Genomic DNA, 15861 nt, shown 5'->3' with positions numbered 1-15861 from the left:
CCTGACTGACCGGCCGCACGGGCCGGTCAGTCCCGCGCGACCAGCGACGGCGTGTCCGGCGTCAGCACCTCGCCGCGGAAGAAGGCGGGGCTGCGCCGCCGCATCACCAGCATGATCACCAGGCCGAGCGCCAGCAGGCCCACACCGATGACGAACACCGAGCCCACGCCGAGCACGGACGAACCGCTGCCGTAGGCCGGGTCCCACATGTCGACCAGCGTCTTGGCGAAGACGGCCGTCAGCAGCGCCCCGCCGAGGAGCGGGAAGACCCCCTTGAACAGCAGGTCCCGTCCCGAGCGCAGCAGCTCGCGGCGGAAGTACCAGGCGCAGGCGAAGGCCGTCAGGGCGTAGTAGAAGCAGATCATCAGGCCGAGCGCGTAGATCGTGTCGACCAGGACGTGCTCGCTGACCAGCGTCATCACCGTGTAGAACACGCCGGTCGCGACGCCCGCCACGACCGTCGCCCGGCCCGGCGTGCGAAAGCGCGGGTGCACGCGGGCGTACGACGCGGGCAGCGCCTCGTACGCCGACATCGCCAGGACGGTGCGGGCGACCGGGATGAACGTGGTCTGGAGGCTGGCCGCGGCCGACGCGAGGACGGCGACGAACAGCAGGATGCCGAGGCCGGGGCCCATCACCGGGCCGGCCAGCGCGGCGAAGACGTTGTCGGAGGTCTCCGGGTTGGCGAGGCCGAGCCCTTGGTCGCCGGCGCCCACGACCATCTGCGCGGCGACGCCGGTGGCCAGGTAGGAGCCGACCAGCACGACCATGGCGACCAGCGCGGCCCGGCCGGGGGTGCGGGTGCTGCCGCTGGTCTCCTCGTTGGCGGTCAGACAGGCGTCCCAGCCCCAGTACATGAAGATCGACAGCGACAGCCCCGCGGTGAACGCGGCGAACGACTGCACGGCGAACGGATTCAGCCACGACCAGGAGAACTCCGCCGACGTCGGGAAGTCCGCGCTTCCCGCCTTGCCGAACGCCATCGCCACGAAGACGGCCAGCACCAGCAGCTGCAGGCCCACCAGCGCGTACTGCACGCCCTTCGTCGCGGTCATGCCTCGATAGCTGATCACCGTGGCGATCGCGATCAGCGCGAGACAGGTGACGATGTGGACGGCCTTGTTCCCGTCCAGCGCGGCGACCGATGCGCTGCCGGTGATCTCACCGGCCAGCAGCCAGAAGTAGGACGTCGCGACCCCCGCCAGATTCGACAGCACGATGATCGTGGCGATCACCAGACCCCAGCCGCACATCCAGCCGAGCCGCGGGCCGAACGCCTTGACGGTCCAGGTGAAGGAGGTGCCGCAGTCCGGCATCACCCGGTTCAGCTCGCGGTAGGCGAAGGCGACCAGCAGCATCGGCAGGAAGCCCGCCAGGAACACGGCGGGCATCCGCACGCCGACCTCGCCCGCCGTGGAGCCCAGCGTGGAGGTGAGGCAGTACACCGGGGCCACGGTGGAGACGCCGATGACCGCGCTGCCCAGCAGGCCCACGGAGTTCCCGCCCAGGCCCTTGGCGCGCATGCCATCGGAGGGTGCGGCGTCACCTGCTTCTTCGGCCCCGGGCCGTGCGTCGAGCTGAGTCATGAACAGGACGTTAAGTCCTGCGGTTTCCGTGCCGACGAGGCTTCACCTTCACGCCCTCTGGAAGCCGCCGGTCGGTCATTCCATGGTTGGTCGACGATTCGGCCCTGCGATTCGAAGGGCATTGGGCGGTCGTGTGGGTGCCTTCCATGACTCATCGTGCGGCGTCCGATATTCGGTAATCGCAGCAGGGGTCGTTTTCGGCCAGTGGGAATCTGTCCTGTGATCCCCGTCACATTATCCGGTGCACCAGCTGCGTGGTCAGCTCGTAGCGGGCGCCGACGATCGCCAGCGCGCCCGTGGAGACGCGCGCGGCCAGATCCGGCTCCGCCGCCAACCGGGCCCGGATCGAACGGACGTTGGCGTCGATGGTGGCGTCGATCCGGGCGTCGCCCTCCACGGTGCGGTCGATGGCCGGGGCGATCTGCTCGGCCAGGTACTCGATGTGCGCCGGCAGCGACGCGCCGGTCTCGTCCGCCTCGACCGCGGCGCGCACCGCGCCGCACGACTGGTGTCCGAGCACGACGATCAGCGGTATCGCCAGCTCGAGGACTCCGTAGGCGACGCTGCCGAGCACGGCCTCGTCCAGCACCTCGCCGGCGGTGCGCACGGTGAGCAGATCGCCGAGCCCCTGGTCGAAGACCAGCTCGGGCGGGACCCGCGAGTCGACGCAGCCGAGCACGACGGCGAACGGATGCTGGCCGGAGGTGAGCGCCTGCCGCACGGCCGGCGTCTCGTCGGGGTGCTTCTCGTGGAAGGTGCGCCAGCGCAGATTGCCCCGCGCCAGCTCGCGCAGCGCCTCCTCGGGGGTGCCGGGCCGCGGGCGGGCGGCCGGGCCTGCGGAGGCGGGGGAGACGTCGAGGGACAGGGCGGCGCCGAGGGCCGCCGTGCCGGTGAGCGCGGCGCGCAGCAGAGTGCGGCGGGCGGCGGGGGCGGGGACGCGCGAGATGTGGTCGGGGGTCACGCGGTTGAAGGTATGACCGTGATCGTGCTCATGTGTTCGAGCTACCGAATCATGGTGCGGCATGGCCCTTTCATGGACCCCCGTTGAACCGCCCTTGACGCCCCGCAGCCCATTTCTTGGCCCGCCCCTGATCGCGGAGGTGGCGGCCCGCCCCGATCGCGGAGGTGACGGCACGCGCACATGCGGAGGTGACCGCACGCGCACATGCGGAGGTGACGGCCCGCGCACATGCGGAGGTGACGGCACGCGCATATGTGGCACCTGGCCGGAATGCGATGGATACGAGGACCACTGGAGGCGGCGCGCCGGGCGTGGGCCGTGCCGGGCCGGGAGCGGGACCTGGCCGTGCAGGCGCTGAAGGCCGCGTTCGCCGCCTGGCTGGCCTGGGCGGTGGCGGGCTGGTGGCTGGAGGCGCCGATGGCGTTCGTGGCGCCCTGGGTCGCGATCGTCCTGGTGGAGTCGACGGTGTACCGCTCCGTCGCGCACGGGCTCCAGCAGCTGGCCGCCATCGCCTTCGGCACCGCCGCGGCCACCGCGGGCGCGCTCGTCCTGGGCGGCGCCATGGCCGCCATGGCCCTGGTGCTCCCGGCGACCGTGCTGCTGGGCAACTGGCGGCAGCTGGGCAGCCAGGGCGTCTACGCGGCCACGGGGGCGCTGTTCGTCCTCACCGGCGGCACCGTGAGCGTGATGACCTCGGCCGCCCGGATCGCCGAGGCCGCGTTCGGGGCGGCCGTCGGCATCGCGGTCAACGCGCTGATCCGGCCGCCGGTGTATCTGCGCAGCGCCGACGCCGCTCTCCAGGACGTGGCCGGCGAGGCCCACGGCATCCTGGAGTGCGTCGCCGACGGGTTGCGTGCGGGCGCCTGGGACGCCGAGCGGGCCAACCAGTGGCACGACCGGGCGCTCAGGCTGGGCCGGCTCGTCGACCAGGCCCGCTCCGCGATCGGCTGGAGTCGCGAGAGCCTGCGCGCCAACCCCCTGCGCCGCCGTTCCGCCCGCCCGCCCGGCCCGGGGTACGACGATGCCGTGCTCGTCCTGGACCATGTGGCCGTGCACACCGCCGGGGTCACCCGCACCGTCCGTGACGCCGCGGCCGAGGACCGGCCCGCCGCCCGGCCCGAGCCGGGCACCGTCGACCGGTACGCGGACTTCCTGCACCGGACCGCCGAGGCCATCCGCTGCTACGGCAGGACCCGCTTCGAGGCGGCGCCGGAGGCGGAGCTGAAGGACGCGGTCGCCGGGCTGGAGGACACGCTGGACGCTCTGCGCGCGCATCTGCCGGGCGCGGTCGGCGACGACCCCGAGGCCCTGGCCACCCACGGCGCGCTGCTGGCCCAGGCGCGCCGACTGGCCGAACAGTTCGTCAGAAGCGTGTGAATTCAATTGAATGGTTGATGGATTCGATTGAAGTGTTGATATTACGCAAATCAATCAAAGGAATTTCGGGTGTTTTGTAATTGATTGGAGGGATGTGGCTACGCGGTTGGCTGGAAGTGATGACACACATCAAAGGAGATGGTGACATGTCAGCCACCGAGAGGATCACGGACGACGTGATCCGCGTCCAGGACACGGACGTGGAGGCGATCCTCGACCCGGCAGAGGCCGACGGCGTCTTCCGCGACAGCCGCGAGTGCCTCGCGCTCGCCGTGGCGGGCGGCAAGGGCTTCGTCCTGGCGTCCCCGCCGACCCCCCGCCCGAAGAAGGGCTGACCGGATCGACAGGAGCAGCAAGATGGAGCAGTCAGGCGCCTCCGCCCTCATCGAGGGCGCGGTGCAGGACCTCGCTTCCGGTGTGGTCTCCGCCCTTCGGGGCGGAGACCCTCCACGAGTGTCCGGCGCCATCGCTGCGGACGGCCCCGAGCGCGGCCTCGCGCTCGCCGCGGTCCGCGTTCTCGGAGCGGACGCGCTCCTCGCCCCCGTACTGCGGCGCATCCCGCCGGACCCCGGCGAACTCGCCCTCTTCCGCGAGGCGGTGACGGCCTTCCCGCCGCGGGCAGGCGCCGCCCCGACCGTCGTATGGAGCCACTGGGCCATGACCCGGACGCTCCGGCGGCTGGAGCCCTCCGGGGCCCCCTCCGCCCCCGCACCGGCGGAACCCGAAGCCCGCTGGCTCGACGTGGCGAGCTGGCAGCTGCTCACCCATCAGCTCGCCGTACTCGCCCCGCTGGCCCGTAGCGGAGAGGACACCGCCGTCCTGCGCGCCGCCCGGCGCCGGCCGGTGGACGTCGCCCGCGGATTCGTCCGCGCGGTGCGCCGCAGGGACTGGCGGCAGGCGGCCGGCGCCGGACGCTGGCTCACGCTGCTGGACGGCGTGCCCGGCACCCTCGGCCTGGAGACCGGCCTCGACTTCGTGGACCTGATGGGCGGCGCCGACCCGCGCGTCGCACTCCAGGTGGAGGCGGCCCGGCTGATGCGCACCGGAACGCTCGTATGACCGGGCCGGACATCGAAGCCGTGCGGGACGTGCGGCGGACGGCGTTCGACTGGGTCCTCGCCCACCGGGACGGGTTCACCCTCGGCGACGAGGCGCTGGCGCCCGACGGACAGGTCGACGACACCTGGAAGCGGCTCGGCGAGCTGGCGCAGGTCTGCGCCACCACCGTCCGGCACACCGCCCCCGGCGACCCCGTGCACGCCGACGCCCGCGACCTGCTCGCCTTCGCCTGGGAACAGACCGGCCGCGGCGCGCTGTTCCTGGAGATGCAGCGGCTGGAACCCTTCGCCACCTACCCGCTCGAGGTCTACGGGGCCCTGGCGTCGGCCGGTCTGCGGCACCCGGGCTACGAGGAGGCGGCGGCCGTCGTGGCCCGCACCCGCGGCTGGCGGCTCACCGAACAGACCCCGACCCGGCGCCTCGGAGTCCGCTGCGCCGAACGGCTCACCGGCATAGGCGCGTACGCACCGGGGTCACCGGCCTGGGACCACACCTGGCTCGGCGGACGCCCCGAGCCGTGGACCTTCGAGCGCGACTCCGGCTACGCCCTCACCCACGTCGTCTTCCACCTCACCGACTGGGGGCGCGCCGGAGCCGGCCCGCCCCCCGCGCTCGCGACCTACCTCGCACACTGGCTGCCGGCCTGGCTCGACACCTGCCTGGAGGCCGGAATGTGGGACTTGAGCTGCGAGTTGCTGGCCGTCGCCGCCACCGTGTCACCGCCGGCCGACCTCCCCGACGCACAGGACGCGTGGGGACGGATCACGGCGGCGCGGCACGACACGGGCGCCCTCCCCGAGGAACGCCACCTGCCGCGGACGCACGACGCCGCGGCGGACTTCGCCCGCTGCTACCACTCCACCCTGATGGCCGCCTTCGCCGCGGCCCTGACCCTGCGGCACACGCGAGACCCCGGGGCCGTCCCCCACCGGCACGCCCGACAAGGAGTGCTCCGATGACCGAGACCCGTCTGATGCACCAGGTCGGAGTCGGCGCCCTCGAATGGCTGTGGGCCCACCGCGACGGCTTCCGGCTCGAGCCCGACGTCGATCCGGAAGTGGGCTTCCTGGAGCGGTTCAAACCGATCGGCGAACTCGCCGTGATCTGCGGGGTGCTGTTCCGCGAGGGCGTGGCCGGATCCCAGCAGGCCCGCCTGGCCCGCCAGTTGCTCGACCATGTCTGGCGGGAGACCCTCGACGGCGGCCGCATGCTGGTGCGCGGGCAGCGCATCGAGCCGATCTCGCCCATCCCGTCCGAGGTCTACCTGCCCTTCCGGGAACTGGGCCACAGCGTGCCCGAGGTGGAGCGGGCGGCCGCCCTCAACCACCGCCTCGAAAGCTGGTCGGCGCTGGAGACGAACCCCACGCGGCGGCTCGGCCTGTCCGCGTTCCAGCGCCGGTTCGGATTCGCGCCCCGGCCGCCCGAGGCCGAGGCGCTGCGCGCCACCTGGCTGGCCCGCACGCCGGAGCCGTGGACGGTGGAGGGCCACATCGCCTACGGCATCACCCACGCCGTCTTCCACCTCACCGACTGGGGCGGGCGACCGGAAGGGCTGCCGCCTCGCCTCGCCGACTACCTCGCCACCTGGCTGCCCGCCTGGCTCGACGACTGGACGGACCTGCAGAACTGGGACCTGCTCGGCGAACTGCTCGTCGTCGACGCCTGTCTGCCCGAGCCGACCCTCGACGCCCAGGCGTGGCGGGCCTTCGCCGCCGCCCAGCAGCCCGACGGCGCCATGCCCCCGGCGCGGACGATGCCGGAGGGCAGCACGCAGGACGTGTTCGACGTCGTCTACCACTCCACGCTGGTCGCCGCGTTCGCCTCCGCGCTCGCCACCTCGCGGGCCCTGACCGAACTGGCCCACGCCTCATGAGCCGCCCGACGACCGCCGGCGCCACCCCGGCCCGCACGGCGTCCTCGTCCGAGGAGGACCTGCGGCGGCGGCTCGATGACGCGGTCGCCGCCGCCGACGCGCCCGACGCCGTCTTCGCCCTCTCCCGCCACGGCCTGCGCACCGTCCGCACCGGCGGCACCGGCCCGCCCCCGCCCGTGCCCCGGCAGGACCTGCGCTACGAGATCGGGTCCGCCACCAAGACCTTCACCGGACTGCTGCTCGCGCACCTCGTCCACGACGGCCCGCTGACCGGCGGCGAACCGGCCGCCGCGCTCCTCGCTCCCGGGCGGCAGACCCGCGTGACCGACGTGACGCTCACCCACCTGATGACCCACACCTCCGGGCTGCCGACCCTGCCCGCCGACTTCTACATCCGCGCCCTGCCGGTCTGGCGCACCAACCCGTACGCCCCCTATTCACGCGAGCGCGTGATCGACGCCTTCCTGCGGGCCCGGCCGCGGCACCGGCCGGGCGCCCGCTGGCACTACTCCAACTTCGCCGTCTCCGTGCTCGGCCACGCCCTCGCCGCGGCCTTCGGCGAGCCCTGGGAGGACCTGCTCGCCCGGCGCGTGCTGGCACCGCTGGGCCTGTACGGCATCGCCTCCCGCCCGGACGGCCCCGCCGTCGACGCCACCGGACACGGCAAGGACGGCCGCACGCCCGTGCCGCCCTTCGACCCCGGCGGCTTTACGGCGGCAGCCGCCCTCCGTGCCGCCCCGCACGACCTGCTGACGTACCTGGAGGCCCACCTCGACCCGCCGCCGGGCACCCCCCTGGCCGGCGCGCTCGACGCCGTACGGACCCCCGTGCTGCGGCGCGGGCTCGACCACCGGCACGTCCACACCCTCGCCTGGTTCCGCCACCCCCTCGGCGAGGGTCGGGCGATGTACTTCCACGGCGGCGCCACCTTCGGCCAGCAGGCGTTCCTCGGCTTCCGGCCGGACACCGGCACCGCCCTGGCCGCGCTGTGCACCCGGCGCTTCCGCCTGCGGGACCCGTTCGTCGCCACCGCGTACGCCCTGCTGGCCGAGGACTGATGTCGCCATGGTGCGTCAGGCCGTCTCCCACAGCGCCGGAGTGGCCGCCGGCGGCCAGGCGGTCTGGGCCTGGTGCGTGCCCAGGCACCGGTAGCGGATGCCGTCGTGGGTGACCGTGGCCCCGGCCGCGTAGACCCGGCCGGCGGACCAGACGTCGGCGGTGCCGTCCTGCGGCGGCGGCACCGGATCGGGGTTCGGCGCGGGCGCCGGGGCCGTGGCCGCCGCGGTCGTCCGCAAGGTCAGGCCGTACTCGGCGAGGATGACGTTGACCGGTTGATAGAACGTCGTGCCGCCCGACTCGCAGTCGCCCGAGCCGCCCGAGGTGACACCCTGCGCCTGCGCGCCCGCGACGAACGGGCCGCCGGAGTCGCCCGGCTCGGCGCACGCCGTCGTACGGGTCAGGCCGTCGACCGCGCCCCGCGCGTACCGCACACTGGCGTCGTGCTGCTGGATGATCCCGCAGCGCCAGCCGGTGGTGGCGCCCGACCGGCACACCGACGCCCCCACCAGGGCCTCGACCGATCCGGCCACCCCCATCCTGCGCCCGCCCTCCGCCCGGACGTCGGCGGTCGTGGTCCAGTCGTCGTTGACGCCCACCCAGGCCATGTCCCGGCCGGGGAACGTCGACGCCCGGAAGACGCCCTGGGCCGTCCTGTCGTGGCCGGTCGTCGTCTCTCCCGCCTCGCCGCAGTGCCCGGCGGTGACGAAGCCCGGCTCCCGTTCCCTGGTGACCGAGAACCCGACCGAGCACAGAGCCCTGTCCTCGATGTGGAAGGCGTCGCCGCCGACGACGTCCGCCAGCGGGCTGGGCCGGCCCGCCGACACCCGGACGGCCACGCCCGAGACGCCGGCGGCCTCGATGAACGCCCGGGCGTCGGAGCGGGCCGGCGCCTCCACCACGACCCGGTTCGCCGGCACGTCCACGTACCAGACCGGCGCCTTCAGGGCCTCGGCCCCGGCGGCGGCAGCGTCCAGCCGGTGCTTCACGGCCGTCAGATCGGCCAGCGACCTCTTCGCCACCGCGGCCATCGCACCCTGCGCCCGGATGGCGGAAACGTCGTCGGCGGCCGTCGTCGCCACGGTCAGCACCGCCGACGTCGCCCCGGACACCCACGCGCCGGCGAATCGCTCGCCCAGCGCGTTGCGCAGCCGCCCGGCCCGGGCGCCCGCCTCCGCCTCGTTGACCAGCCGGGCCGCCGCCTGCTCCGGGGTGAGGCCGAGATCGCGGCCCAGCGCGGCGACGAGCTGCGCCGGCGGCCGGTCCGCGCCGAGGGTGTGCGCCGCGCCGGGCAGCGACCCGCCCGCGGGCGGCGGATCGGCCGCCGCCACCGGGCACAGGCCCGTGAGCATCAGGGCGCCCGCCGCGATCAGGGCCGTGCGGCCTTTCGCCGGGACAACTCCGTGGACCATGCGCAGTTCTCCTTCCAGCCCGGCGTCGGGGAGTCGCCGGGAAGCCATAGGGCTTGCCTGGAAGAAGAGCGGAAATGCCGCGCGCGGCATGGTTTCGCACGATGGAGACGCGTGGCCGCGCCAAGTGCAGTAGGGCGCCGGCTCAGCCCGCGGTCACCCGGTCGGGCGCCTGGAGGTGGTAGACGTGGAAGGCGCGGCCGATGACCGGCTGGGCGACGTTGCGCACCCGCACCCCGCCGCTCGTCATGCCGTGCTCGGTGCCGGCGTGCGCGTGCCCGTGCACCGCGAGGTCGGCGCCCGCGGTGTCGATCGCCTCGGCCAGCAGATAGCTGCCGAGGAACGGGTAGATCTCCAGCGGCTCGCCGGCCAGCGTGTCGGCCACGGGGGAGAAGTGGGTGAGGGCGATCCGCGCGTCGCAGTCGCGGATCTCCTCCAGCGCGGCACGCAGACCGTCGGCGCAGTCCCGCGAGTGCCGGACGAACTCCTTCATCACCGGCTCCCCGAACTCCCCGGCGCTGCGCCCGACGAACCCCCCGCCGAACCCCTTGGTGCCGGCCACGCCGATGCGCCTGTCCCCGGCGGCGATCACCGTGGAGCTTCCTTCCAGCACCCGGACGTCCGCGTCCTCCAGCACGGCGGTGACCTCCTCGGGCCGGTCGTCGTGATGGTCGTGGTTGCCGAGCACGGCGACCACCGGCACCGGGAGGCCGGTCACCTCGCGGGCCACGACCCGGGCCTCCTCGGGGGTGCCGTGCCGGGTGAGGTCACCGGCCAGCAGCAGGACGTCCGCGCACTCGGACAGGGTGTCGAACGCGGGACGCAGCAGGCCCTGGCTGTCGGGACCCATGTGGATGTCGCCGACGGCTGCGATCCGGATCATGCGAGTTCCTCCGCGTGGTCGGGTGAGGCGGCCGAGGTGACGGCGATGTCGCAGTGCACCGAGAACCCGGCCAGTTCCTCCTCGACGAGGCGCCGGACGTCGTCACGGCACTCGGCGGTCGGCACCGTGCCGGTGACCAGCACGGACGCGCCGTGCACCTCCACGCGCACGCCCAGCTCGCCCAGGTCGCCCGCGGCCAGGCGGTCGCGCACACGGGCGATGCGGTAGTCGGCGTTCTCCTGGTTCTCCTGTGCGCCGGGCACGGGCCCGGCACCGGTGTCGGTCATGTCTGCTCCTCGTCCGCGGTGATCACGCCGAGCCGCTCCAGCAGGAACAGGAAGGCGGCGGCCATCGGTTCGTCCGCCCGGTCGCGCCGGATGCGCGCCCAGTCGACCTTCTCGCGCAGCGCGCGGGCGATCGGCAGCACCGCGCCGAAATCGCAGTGGTGCTCCGAGAAGGCGGCGAGCAGGCTGGACACCAGATCGGTCGGCGCCAGCACCGGCATGCGCACCGAGTCCACCGGGATCTCCACGGCGCGGTCCAGCATGTCCGTGGTGACGGGCCGGTGCGCCAGCTCGAAGATGATGTCGATGTCCTGCCCGAAGCAGGTCGCCTTGATCAGCCAGTCCTCCGGCGGCGTGTACACCTCCAGCCCCGCGTCCCGCAGGGTGGCCGCCACCGGCTCGGCGTCCTCGGGCCGCACGCAGAAGTCGGCGTCGTGCTGCAGATTGCCCGCGTGCCCGTGGGCGTACGCGGCCACGCTGCCCGCCAGGGCGAAGCGGTGACCGCCCCGCTTCAGCAGGGCGCCCACCTGCTTGGCGGCCTCCAGGATCGCCTGATTGCGATCGAGCGGCAGCTCCGGCTCGGCGTCCTCGCCCGGCCGCTCCGGGGCCTGCGTCGCCCCCCGGAGATCCGGGACCGCGGTCTGCGGGCCGAGCGTCGCCTCGTCACCGTTCCACGTCATGACCACTCCTTCACCGGGCCCTCCCGGCATCGCGGTTGCGCCAGTCCTGGGTACCCGGTGTGCGCCGTTCGACACGGGCCGCATCCCGCCCGGAGTTGCTCCCGCGCGGCCCGTCCGGGGCGCTCGTGTCCCGCCCGCGCCTCGTCGCGTTGCTCAAGGCGTGGACTACGACATGGATCCCCACGCCTACGGCTACGACCTCGGCGCCCACCGCAGACCCGTGACCACCGTCTCCCCGGCCGCGCAGCTGTGGTTCGACCGCGGGCTGGTCTGGACGTACGCCTTCCACCACGAGGAGGCCGTCGCCTGCTTCGAGGCGGCCGCCGCCGCGGACCCCGGCTGCGCCATGGCCCACTGGGGCGTCGCCTACGCGCTCGGCCCCAACTACAACAAACCCTGGGAGGCCTTCGACCCCGCCGAACTGGACCGCACCGTCGACCGCACGCACGCCGCCGTGGAACGCGCCCACCGGGCCTCCGCCGGCGCCACCCCCGTCGAACGCGCCCTGATCGAGGCGCTGCGCGCCCGCTACCCGCAGCCGCGGGCCGCCGAGGACTGCTCGGTGTGGAACGAGCCCTACGCCGACCGCATGCGCGCCGTGTACGAGCTGGCCCCCGACGACCTCGACGTCGCCGCCCTGTACGCCGACGCGCTGATGAACCTCACCCCCTGGCAGCTGTGGGACATCCGCACCGGCGAACCCGCGCCGGGCGCCCGCACCACGCAGGCCAGGGCGGTCCTCGACCGCGCCGTCGCCACCGACGCCGGGGCCCGGCACCCCGGCGTCCTGCACCTGTACATCCACCTGATGGAGATGTCCCCGGTCCCCGAGACGGCGCTGCCACTCGCCGACCGGCTGCGGGGCCTGGTGCCCGACGCCGGGCACCTGGAGCACATGCCCACGCACCTGGACGTGCTGTGCGGCGACTACCGGCGCGTGGTGTCCGGCAACAGCGCCGCGATCGCCGCCGACGAGAAGTACCGCGCGCGGGCCGGGGCGATGAACTTCTACACCCTGTACCGGGCGCACAACCACCACTTCAAGATCTACGGCGCGATGTTCCTCGGCCAGTACCGGACCGCGCTGGAGACCGCCGCCGAACTGGAGGCGTCGATCTCCGAGGAACTGCTGCGCGTGCAGAGCCCGCCCATGGCGGACTGGCTGGAGGGCTTCCTCGCGATGCGGGTCCACGTGCTGATCCGCTTCGGCCGCTGGGCGGAGATCCTTGACCTGCCGAAGCCCGCGGACCCGGTGCTGTACTGCGTGACGACGGCGATGCTGCACTACGCCCGCGGCGTGGCCCTCGCCGCGACCGGCCGGATCGCCGACGCCGAGACCGAGCGCCTGCTGTTCCGCGACGCGCTCACCCGGGTCCCGGCGTCGCGCACGCTGTTCAACAACACCTGCGCCGACATCCTCGCCGTCGCCTCGGCGATGCTCGACGGCGAACTGGAGTACCGCAAGGGCGCCCACGACACCGCCTTCGCCGCACTGGAGCGGGCCGTCGACCTCGCCGACGGCCTGCCCTACGACGAGCCCTGGGGCTGGATGCAGCCGGTCCGCCACGCCTACGGCGCGCTGCTCCTGGAGCAGGGCCGCGTCGCCGAGGCAGAGGCGGTCTACCGCGCCGACCTGGGCCTCGACGACGCCCTGCCCCGTCCCCTCCAGCATCCCGGCAACGTCTGGGCGCTGCACGGCTTCCACGAGTGCCTGGTCCGCCGCGGCCGGACGGGCGAGGCCCGGATCGTCGCCCAGCAGCTGAAGCTGGCCGCCGCGCTGGCGGACGTACCGGTGGAGGCGTCCTGCTACTGCCGCCTCACGACGGCGGGCTGCTGCGCCGGCTGAGCGGCGCAGCCTCCCGTCAGCGGGCGCCGGTCCAGTTGTGGGCGACGTCCACCACGACCCGGTCGGCCAGGACGGTCACCCGGAAGGGCAGCCGCGCCCGCAGGCCGAGGCCGAACTGGGTCTCGCCCTCGAAGCTGCCGCCGAACCGGGCGTCCCGGAAGGTGCGGTAACCGGTGAGGTCGACGCCGGGCAGCCGGGCGCCCGGCCGTGCCGGGTAGGTGGGCGCGCCGGTGTCGACGTCGTAGGCGGGGGCGGCCACCCGGATCTCCAGGACGGCGCCGCCGCCGACGGTGATCGGGTCACCGGAGCCGTCCTGGTGGAGGCGGCTCACGTACCGCACCGAGTAGCCGAGGCCCTTGGTCCCCGCGCCCGGCACGTCGACGACGAACCGGTCGAAGCAGGCCTGCCGGCCGGTCCGGGCGTTGGTCACCGACTGCGTCGTGGCGGCGAGCCGGGTCTCCTGCCCACTGCCCCAGCCCGTCGGACACGCAGTGACCCGTGCGGCGGCCGCCGGAGCGGCCTGGACCTGGGCCGGGGCGAGTGCCACGGCCGATGTGACGCCCACCAGTGCGAGCGTCATCCACGTTTTCCTCATGCGTGCCATTGCGTCCCCCAAGGAGTGCATGTTGCTGATTACTGACTAGGACAGCGTGGATGGCCGAAAGGTTGCACTTTTTCATAAGATTCCAGCCATGCCCGGCCTGTCGGGCGATACGTCTCGGACGGCAGGTGCCGCCTCCACCGCGAGGTCGTTGTCGACCGTGTAGTAGGGGCGTACCACGACGTCCCCGGCGGGCGCCGACGGGAGGACGAAGACGTTCTTGCGGTCCGCGACGTCGTCCAGCAGCCGGCCGACCCGGACGGGCGGCGTCCCGGCGGCGGGCTCGACGAACACGTCCCACACGCAGCCGCCGTCCGACGCCCCGGCCGTCGGCCCCGTGAAGTCGGCGGTGAAGGAGAAGCCGCGTTGGTCCTCCTCGATCCGCGGCTCCACCACCCGGTCCGGTCCGCCGCCGCGCCGCCGCAGCCGTACGGCCGCGCCCTGGCCGAACACCGCCCCGTGCAGCCGGGCCGTGACGGTCATCGCCCCGTCGCCCATGTGAACGCCGGCGGCTTCCGCGTGAGCCTCGCGCGCCCAGGCCCGGATCGCCAGGAACCCGTCCAGGGTGACGTACGGGATCCGGACCCGCACCGGCGACCGGCGGTCCCGCGTCTGCCCGTCGACCAGGGCCCGCAGGTCCCGCAGTCCGGGGCGCAGCCGCTGCCGGGAGCCGTCGGCGTCCCGCACGAGGTACACGTCCCATCGGCCCTCGTCGAGCGCCGGGCGGTCGCCGAGGACGGCCGCGAGGCGGTCGCCCCCGGCCGGTTCCAGGGGGAGACGGTGCAGGGTCTTCTCCGGTTGGCCCTTCCTGGGCCGCAGACGCAGCAGCAGGTGCGCGGGCCCGTCCGCCGGCGGCGGGCGCAGTCCGAAGGAGATCTCGCCGTCCGCGTCCACCGTGCAGTCGACGCGGGGCCGCGTGCCGTGGTCGGTGCTCATCGCCGTCCCATCCGTACGAGGCGCAGCGCACTGCTGCCGGTGGCGTGGACGGCGTCACGGGCGGCGAAGCCGTGACCGGTGAGGACCCGGCGCAGCGGTTCGCGGTCGGGGACCAGGGGCCGCCCGGCCCTCCGCGCGGCGATCGCGTCCTCGAAGAGCCGCTCCGCCTGGTTGACGACGGGAGCCGGCGCGAACCGCTCGGCGTTGCGCGCGGCGGCCCTGCCCATCCGGCGCCGGCGGTCGTCGTCGCGGACCAGCTCCAGCAGGGCGGCGGCCAGCGCCTCCCGGTCGCCCACCGGGACCAGCCGGCCGTCGACCCCGTCCTGGATGATCTCGCCCGGGCCGTAGGGGCAGTCGGTGCTCACCACCGGAAGTCCGCACCGCATCGCCTCGACGATGGTCATGCCGAACGGCTCGAAACTGGACGCGGCGGCGCCGATCGAGCCCTTGACCCACTCCGCCTCCATGGGGGCCGCCGCGCCCATGAGGAAGACGTTCCCGTGCAGCCCCAGGCCGTCGATCAGCCGGCGCAGCCGGTCGTGCTCCTCGCCCTTGCCGTAGATCCGCAGCTGCCAGTCGGGACGCTCGGCCGCGACCGCGGCGAACGCCTCGACGAGCAGGTCGTAACGTTTCACCGGGACCAGCCTGCCCGCCGCGACGACCACCTTCGACCTGCCGTCGGCAAGGGGCAGAACCGGATCGGGAACGCTGTTGGGCAGTGCCTCCACCCGCACCCCGGGCAGCACCATCTTGCGCCGGTAGGCCGCGGCATCGGCCTGTGTGACCGTCGTGAGCGCGTCCAGTCCCCGATAGGCGGAGCGCAGCGCGCGGCGCAGCCGGGCCGGATGGTTGTCCAGCGTGAGGTGTTCCTGGCCGACGCGCGCGACCAGCGGCGGCGCCTGGAGCGCGAGATGCACGTTCAGACCGGGGCGCGTGCCGACGACCACGTCCGCGTCGATCGACTCCAGGCACGCGCCGATGCGCTCGTCGGTGAGCGCGCTGTACTGCCCGTGGCGGTACTCGGCGGAGGGGAACACCCGCGCCGGTCTGCGGTGCTTCGGGTGGTCCTTCTCGTGTCTCAGGTCCACCAACGGGCGCAGCGAAACCCTGGGGTCCAGGGCGAGGTCGGGCCGCTCCCGGTGCCGCAGCACGGACACGATCTCCACGGTGTGCCGCTCCGCCAGCGCCTGGGCGAGGTTGAAGGTCGTGGTGATCGTCCCTCCGATGCCGTAGGCGTTGTGGATAAGGAATGAGATCTTCACAGGAGACTAGACAGCCGCAAGTCCCCCAAGGTTGTGCTCCGTTATCGG

General features: G+C 73.7%; 16 protein-coding genes. 7 read left to right on the top strand and 9 right to left on the bottom strand.

The window, feature by feature from the left end; translation table 11 throughout:
* Positions 1-26: 26 nt before the first annotated feature.
* Positions 27-1586 carry an APC family permease gene (locus ABZY13_RS23805; RefSeq protein ID WP_356633944.1) on the bottom strand — a complete coding sequence of 520 codons (1560 nt, stop codon included), beginning with the start codon at positions 1584-1586 and terminating at the stop codon, positions 27-29.
* Positions 1587-1815: 229 nt separating this feature from the next.
* A complete protein-coding gene (locus ABZY13_RS23800) occupies positions 1816-2547 on the bottom strand; it encodes a carbonic anhydrase (RefSeq protein WP_356633942.1) in 732 nt (243 codons plus the stop codon).
* 270 nt (positions 2548-2817) lie between these two features.
* Between ABZY13_RS23800 and ABZY13_RS23795 the strand changes: the two genes are divergently transcribed.
* From ABZY13_RS23795 to ABZY13_RS23770, 6 genes are all read left to right on the top strand, one after another.
* On the top strand, positions 2818-3924 hold the full coding sequence (locus ABZY13_RS23795; protein ID WP_356633940.1) for an aromatic acid exporter family protein: 1107 nt from the start codon (positions 2818-2820) through the stop codon (positions 3922-3924).
* 146 nt (positions 3925-4070) lie between these two features.
* A complete protein-coding gene (locus ABZY13_RS23790) occupies positions 4071-4259 on the top strand; it encodes a hypothetical protein (RefSeq protein WP_356633938.1) in 189 nt (62 codons plus the stop codon).
* 22 nt (positions 4260-4281) lie between these two features.
* Positions 4282-4983, top strand: a complete 702-nt coding sequence (locus tag ABZY13_RS23785; protein WP_356633936.1) for a hypothetical protein — start codon at positions 4282-4284, stop codon at positions 4981-4983.
* A complete protein-coding gene (locus ABZY13_RS23780) occupies positions 4980-5942 on the top strand; it encodes a hypothetical protein (protein ID WP_356633934.1) in 963 nt (320 codons plus the stop codon). The genes ABZY13_RS23785 and ABZY13_RS23780 overlap by 4 nt, the downstream gene beginning before the upstream one ends.
* Positions 5939-6856, top strand: coding sequence for a hypothetical protein (locus ABZY13_RS23775; protein ID WP_356633932.1), 918 nt, complete (start codon positions 5939-5941; stop codon positions 6854-6856). Before ABZY13_RS23780 ends, ABZY13_RS23775 begins: the two co-directional genes overlap by 4 nt.
* Entirely contained in the window at positions 6853-7914 is a 1062-nt protein-coding gene (locus ABZY13_RS23770) for a serine hydrolase domain-containing protein (RefSeq protein WP_356633930.1), read from the top strand. The genes ABZY13_RS23775 and ABZY13_RS23770 overlap by 4 nt, the downstream gene beginning before the upstream one ends.
* 15 nt (positions 7915-7929) lie before the next feature.
* Here the strand turns inward: ABZY13_RS23770 and ABZY13_RS23765 are convergent, their stop codons facing one another.
* From ABZY13_RS23765 to ABZY13_RS23750, 4 genes are all read right to left on the bottom strand, one after another.
* Positions 7930-9324, bottom strand: coding sequence for an alpha-lytic protease prodomain-containing protein (locus tag ABZY13_RS23765; RefSeq protein WP_356633928.1), 1395 nt, complete (start codon positions 9322-9324; stop codon positions 7930-7932).
* A 142-nt stretch (positions 9325-9466) separates the two neighbouring features.
* Positions 9467-10204, bottom strand: coding sequence for a metallophosphoesterase (locus tag ABZY13_RS23760; protein ID WP_356633926.1), 738 nt, complete (start codon positions 10202-10204; stop codon positions 9467-9469).
* The gene (locus ABZY13_RS23755) at positions 10201-10491 is read right to left on the bottom strand and encodes a BON domain-containing protein (protein ID WP_356633924.1); all 291 of its coding nucleotides are present in this window, start codon (positions 10489-10491) and stop codon (positions 10201-10203) included. Before ABZY13_RS23755 ends, ABZY13_RS23760 begins: the two co-directional genes overlap by 4 nt.
* Positions 10488-11168 (bottom strand): nucleotidyltransferase family protein, encoded by a 681-nt coding sequence (locus tag ABZY13_RS23750; protein ID WP_356633922.1) that lies wholly within the window; start codon positions 11166-11168, stop codon positions 10488-10490. The genes ABZY13_RS23755 and ABZY13_RS23750 overlap by 4 nt, the downstream gene beginning before the upstream one ends.
* Positions 11169-11340: 172 nt before the next feature.
* On the opposite strand from ABZY13_RS23750, the gene ABZY13_RS23745 reads away from it, so the two are divergent.
* The gene (locus ABZY13_RS23745; RefSeq protein ID WP_356634000.1) at positions 11341-13014 is read left to right on the top strand and encodes a hypothetical protein; all 1674 of its coding nucleotides are present in this window, start codon (positions 11341-11343) and stop codon (positions 13012-13014) included.
* 16 nt (positions 13015-13030) lie between these two features.
* Here the strand turns inward: ABZY13_RS23745 and ABZY13_RS23740 are convergent, their stop codons facing one another.
* The 3 genes from ABZY13_RS23740 to ABZY13_RS23730 all read right to left on the bottom strand — a co-directional run bounded on the left by ABZY13_RS23740 (position 13031) and on the right by ABZY13_RS23730 (position 15813).
* On the bottom strand, positions 13031-13594 hold the full coding sequence (locus tag ABZY13_RS23740; protein ID WP_356633920.1) for a hypothetical protein: 564 nt from the start codon (positions 13592-13594) through the stop codon (positions 13031-13033).
* A gap of 96 nt (positions 13595-13690) precedes the next feature.
* Complete coding sequence (locus ABZY13_RS23735) at positions 13691-14551, bottom strand: transferase (RefSeq protein WP_356633918.1); 861 nt, start codon at positions 14549-14551, stop codon at positions 13691-13693.
* Positions 14548-15813, bottom strand: coding sequence for a glycosyltransferase (locus tag ABZY13_RS23730; protein WP_356633916.1), 1266 nt, complete (start codon positions 15811-15813; stop codon positions 14548-14550). Before ABZY13_RS23730 ends, ABZY13_RS23735 begins: the two co-directional genes overlap by 4 nt.
* Positions 15814-15861 lie beyond the last annotated feature (48 nt).

This window comes from Streptomyces sp. NPDC006610, from assembly GCF_040611575.1.
Classification (GTDB): domain Bacteria; phylum Actinomycetota; class Actinomycetes; order Streptomycetales; family Streptomycetaceae; genus Streptomyces.
Note: the sequence above shows the minus strand (reverse complement) of the source record. Positions and strands in the feature narration are given on the sequence as shown.

Excerpts from the sequence above, each read along its gene's own strand:
- ABZY13_RS23805 (WP_356633944.1), bottom strand. The coding sequence starts at position 1,586 with ATGACTCAGCTCGACGCACGGCCCGGGGCCGAAGAAGCAGGTGACGCC.
- ABZY13_RS23795 (WP_356633940.1), top strand. The coding sequence starts at position 2,818 with ATGCGATGGATACGAGGACCACTGGAGGCGGCGCGCCGGGCGTGGGCC.
- ABZY13_RS23790 (WP_356633938.1), top strand. The coding sequence starts at position 4,071 with ATGTCAGCCACCGAGAGGATCACGGACGACGTGATCCGCGTCCAGGAC.
- ABZY13_RS23785 (WP_356633936.1), top strand. The coding sequence starts at position 4,282 with ATGGAGCAGTCAGGCGCCTCCGCCCTCATCGAGGGCGCGGTGCAGGAC.
- ABZY13_RS23780 (WP_356633934.1), top strand. The coding sequence starts at position 4,980 with ATGACCGGGCCGGACATCGAAGCCGTGCGGGACGTGCGGCGGACGGCG.
- ABZY13_RS23775 (WP_356633932.1), top strand. The coding sequence starts at position 5,939 with ATGACCGAGACCCGTCTGATGCACCAGGTCGGAGTCGGCGCCCTCGAA.
- ABZY13_RS23770 (WP_356633930.1), top strand. The coding sequence starts at position 6,853 with ATGAGCCGCCCGACGACCGCCGGCGCCACCCCGGCCCGCACGGCGTCC.
- ABZY13_RS23765 (WP_356633928.1), bottom strand. The coding sequence starts at position 9,324 with ATGGTCCACGGAGTTGTCCCGGCGAAAGGCCGCACGGCCCTGATCGCG.
- ABZY13_RS23760 (WP_356633926.1), bottom strand. The coding sequence starts at position 10,204 with ATGATCCGGATCGCAGCCGTCGGCGACATCCACATGGGTCCCGACAGC.
- ABZY13_RS23755 (WP_356633924.1), bottom strand. The coding sequence starts at position 10,491 with ATGACCGACACCGGTGCCGGGCCCGTGCCCGGCGCACAGGAGAACCAG.
- ABZY13_RS23750 (WP_356633922.1), bottom strand. The coding sequence starts at position 11,168 with ATGACGTGGAACGGTGACGAGGCGACGCTCGGCCCGCAGACCGCGGTC.
- ABZY13_RS23745 (WP_356634000.1), top strand. The coding sequence starts at position 11,341 with ATGGATCCCCACGCCTACGGCTACGACCTCGGCGCCCACCGCAGACCC.
- ABZY13_RS23740 (WP_356633920.1), bottom strand. The coding sequence starts at position 13,594 with ATGACGCTCGCACTGGTGGGCGTCACATCGGCCGTGGCACTCGCCCCG.
- ABZY13_RS23735 (WP_356633918.1), bottom strand. The coding sequence starts at position 14,551 with ATGAGCACCGACCACGGCACGCGGCCCCGCGTCGACTGCACGGTGGAC.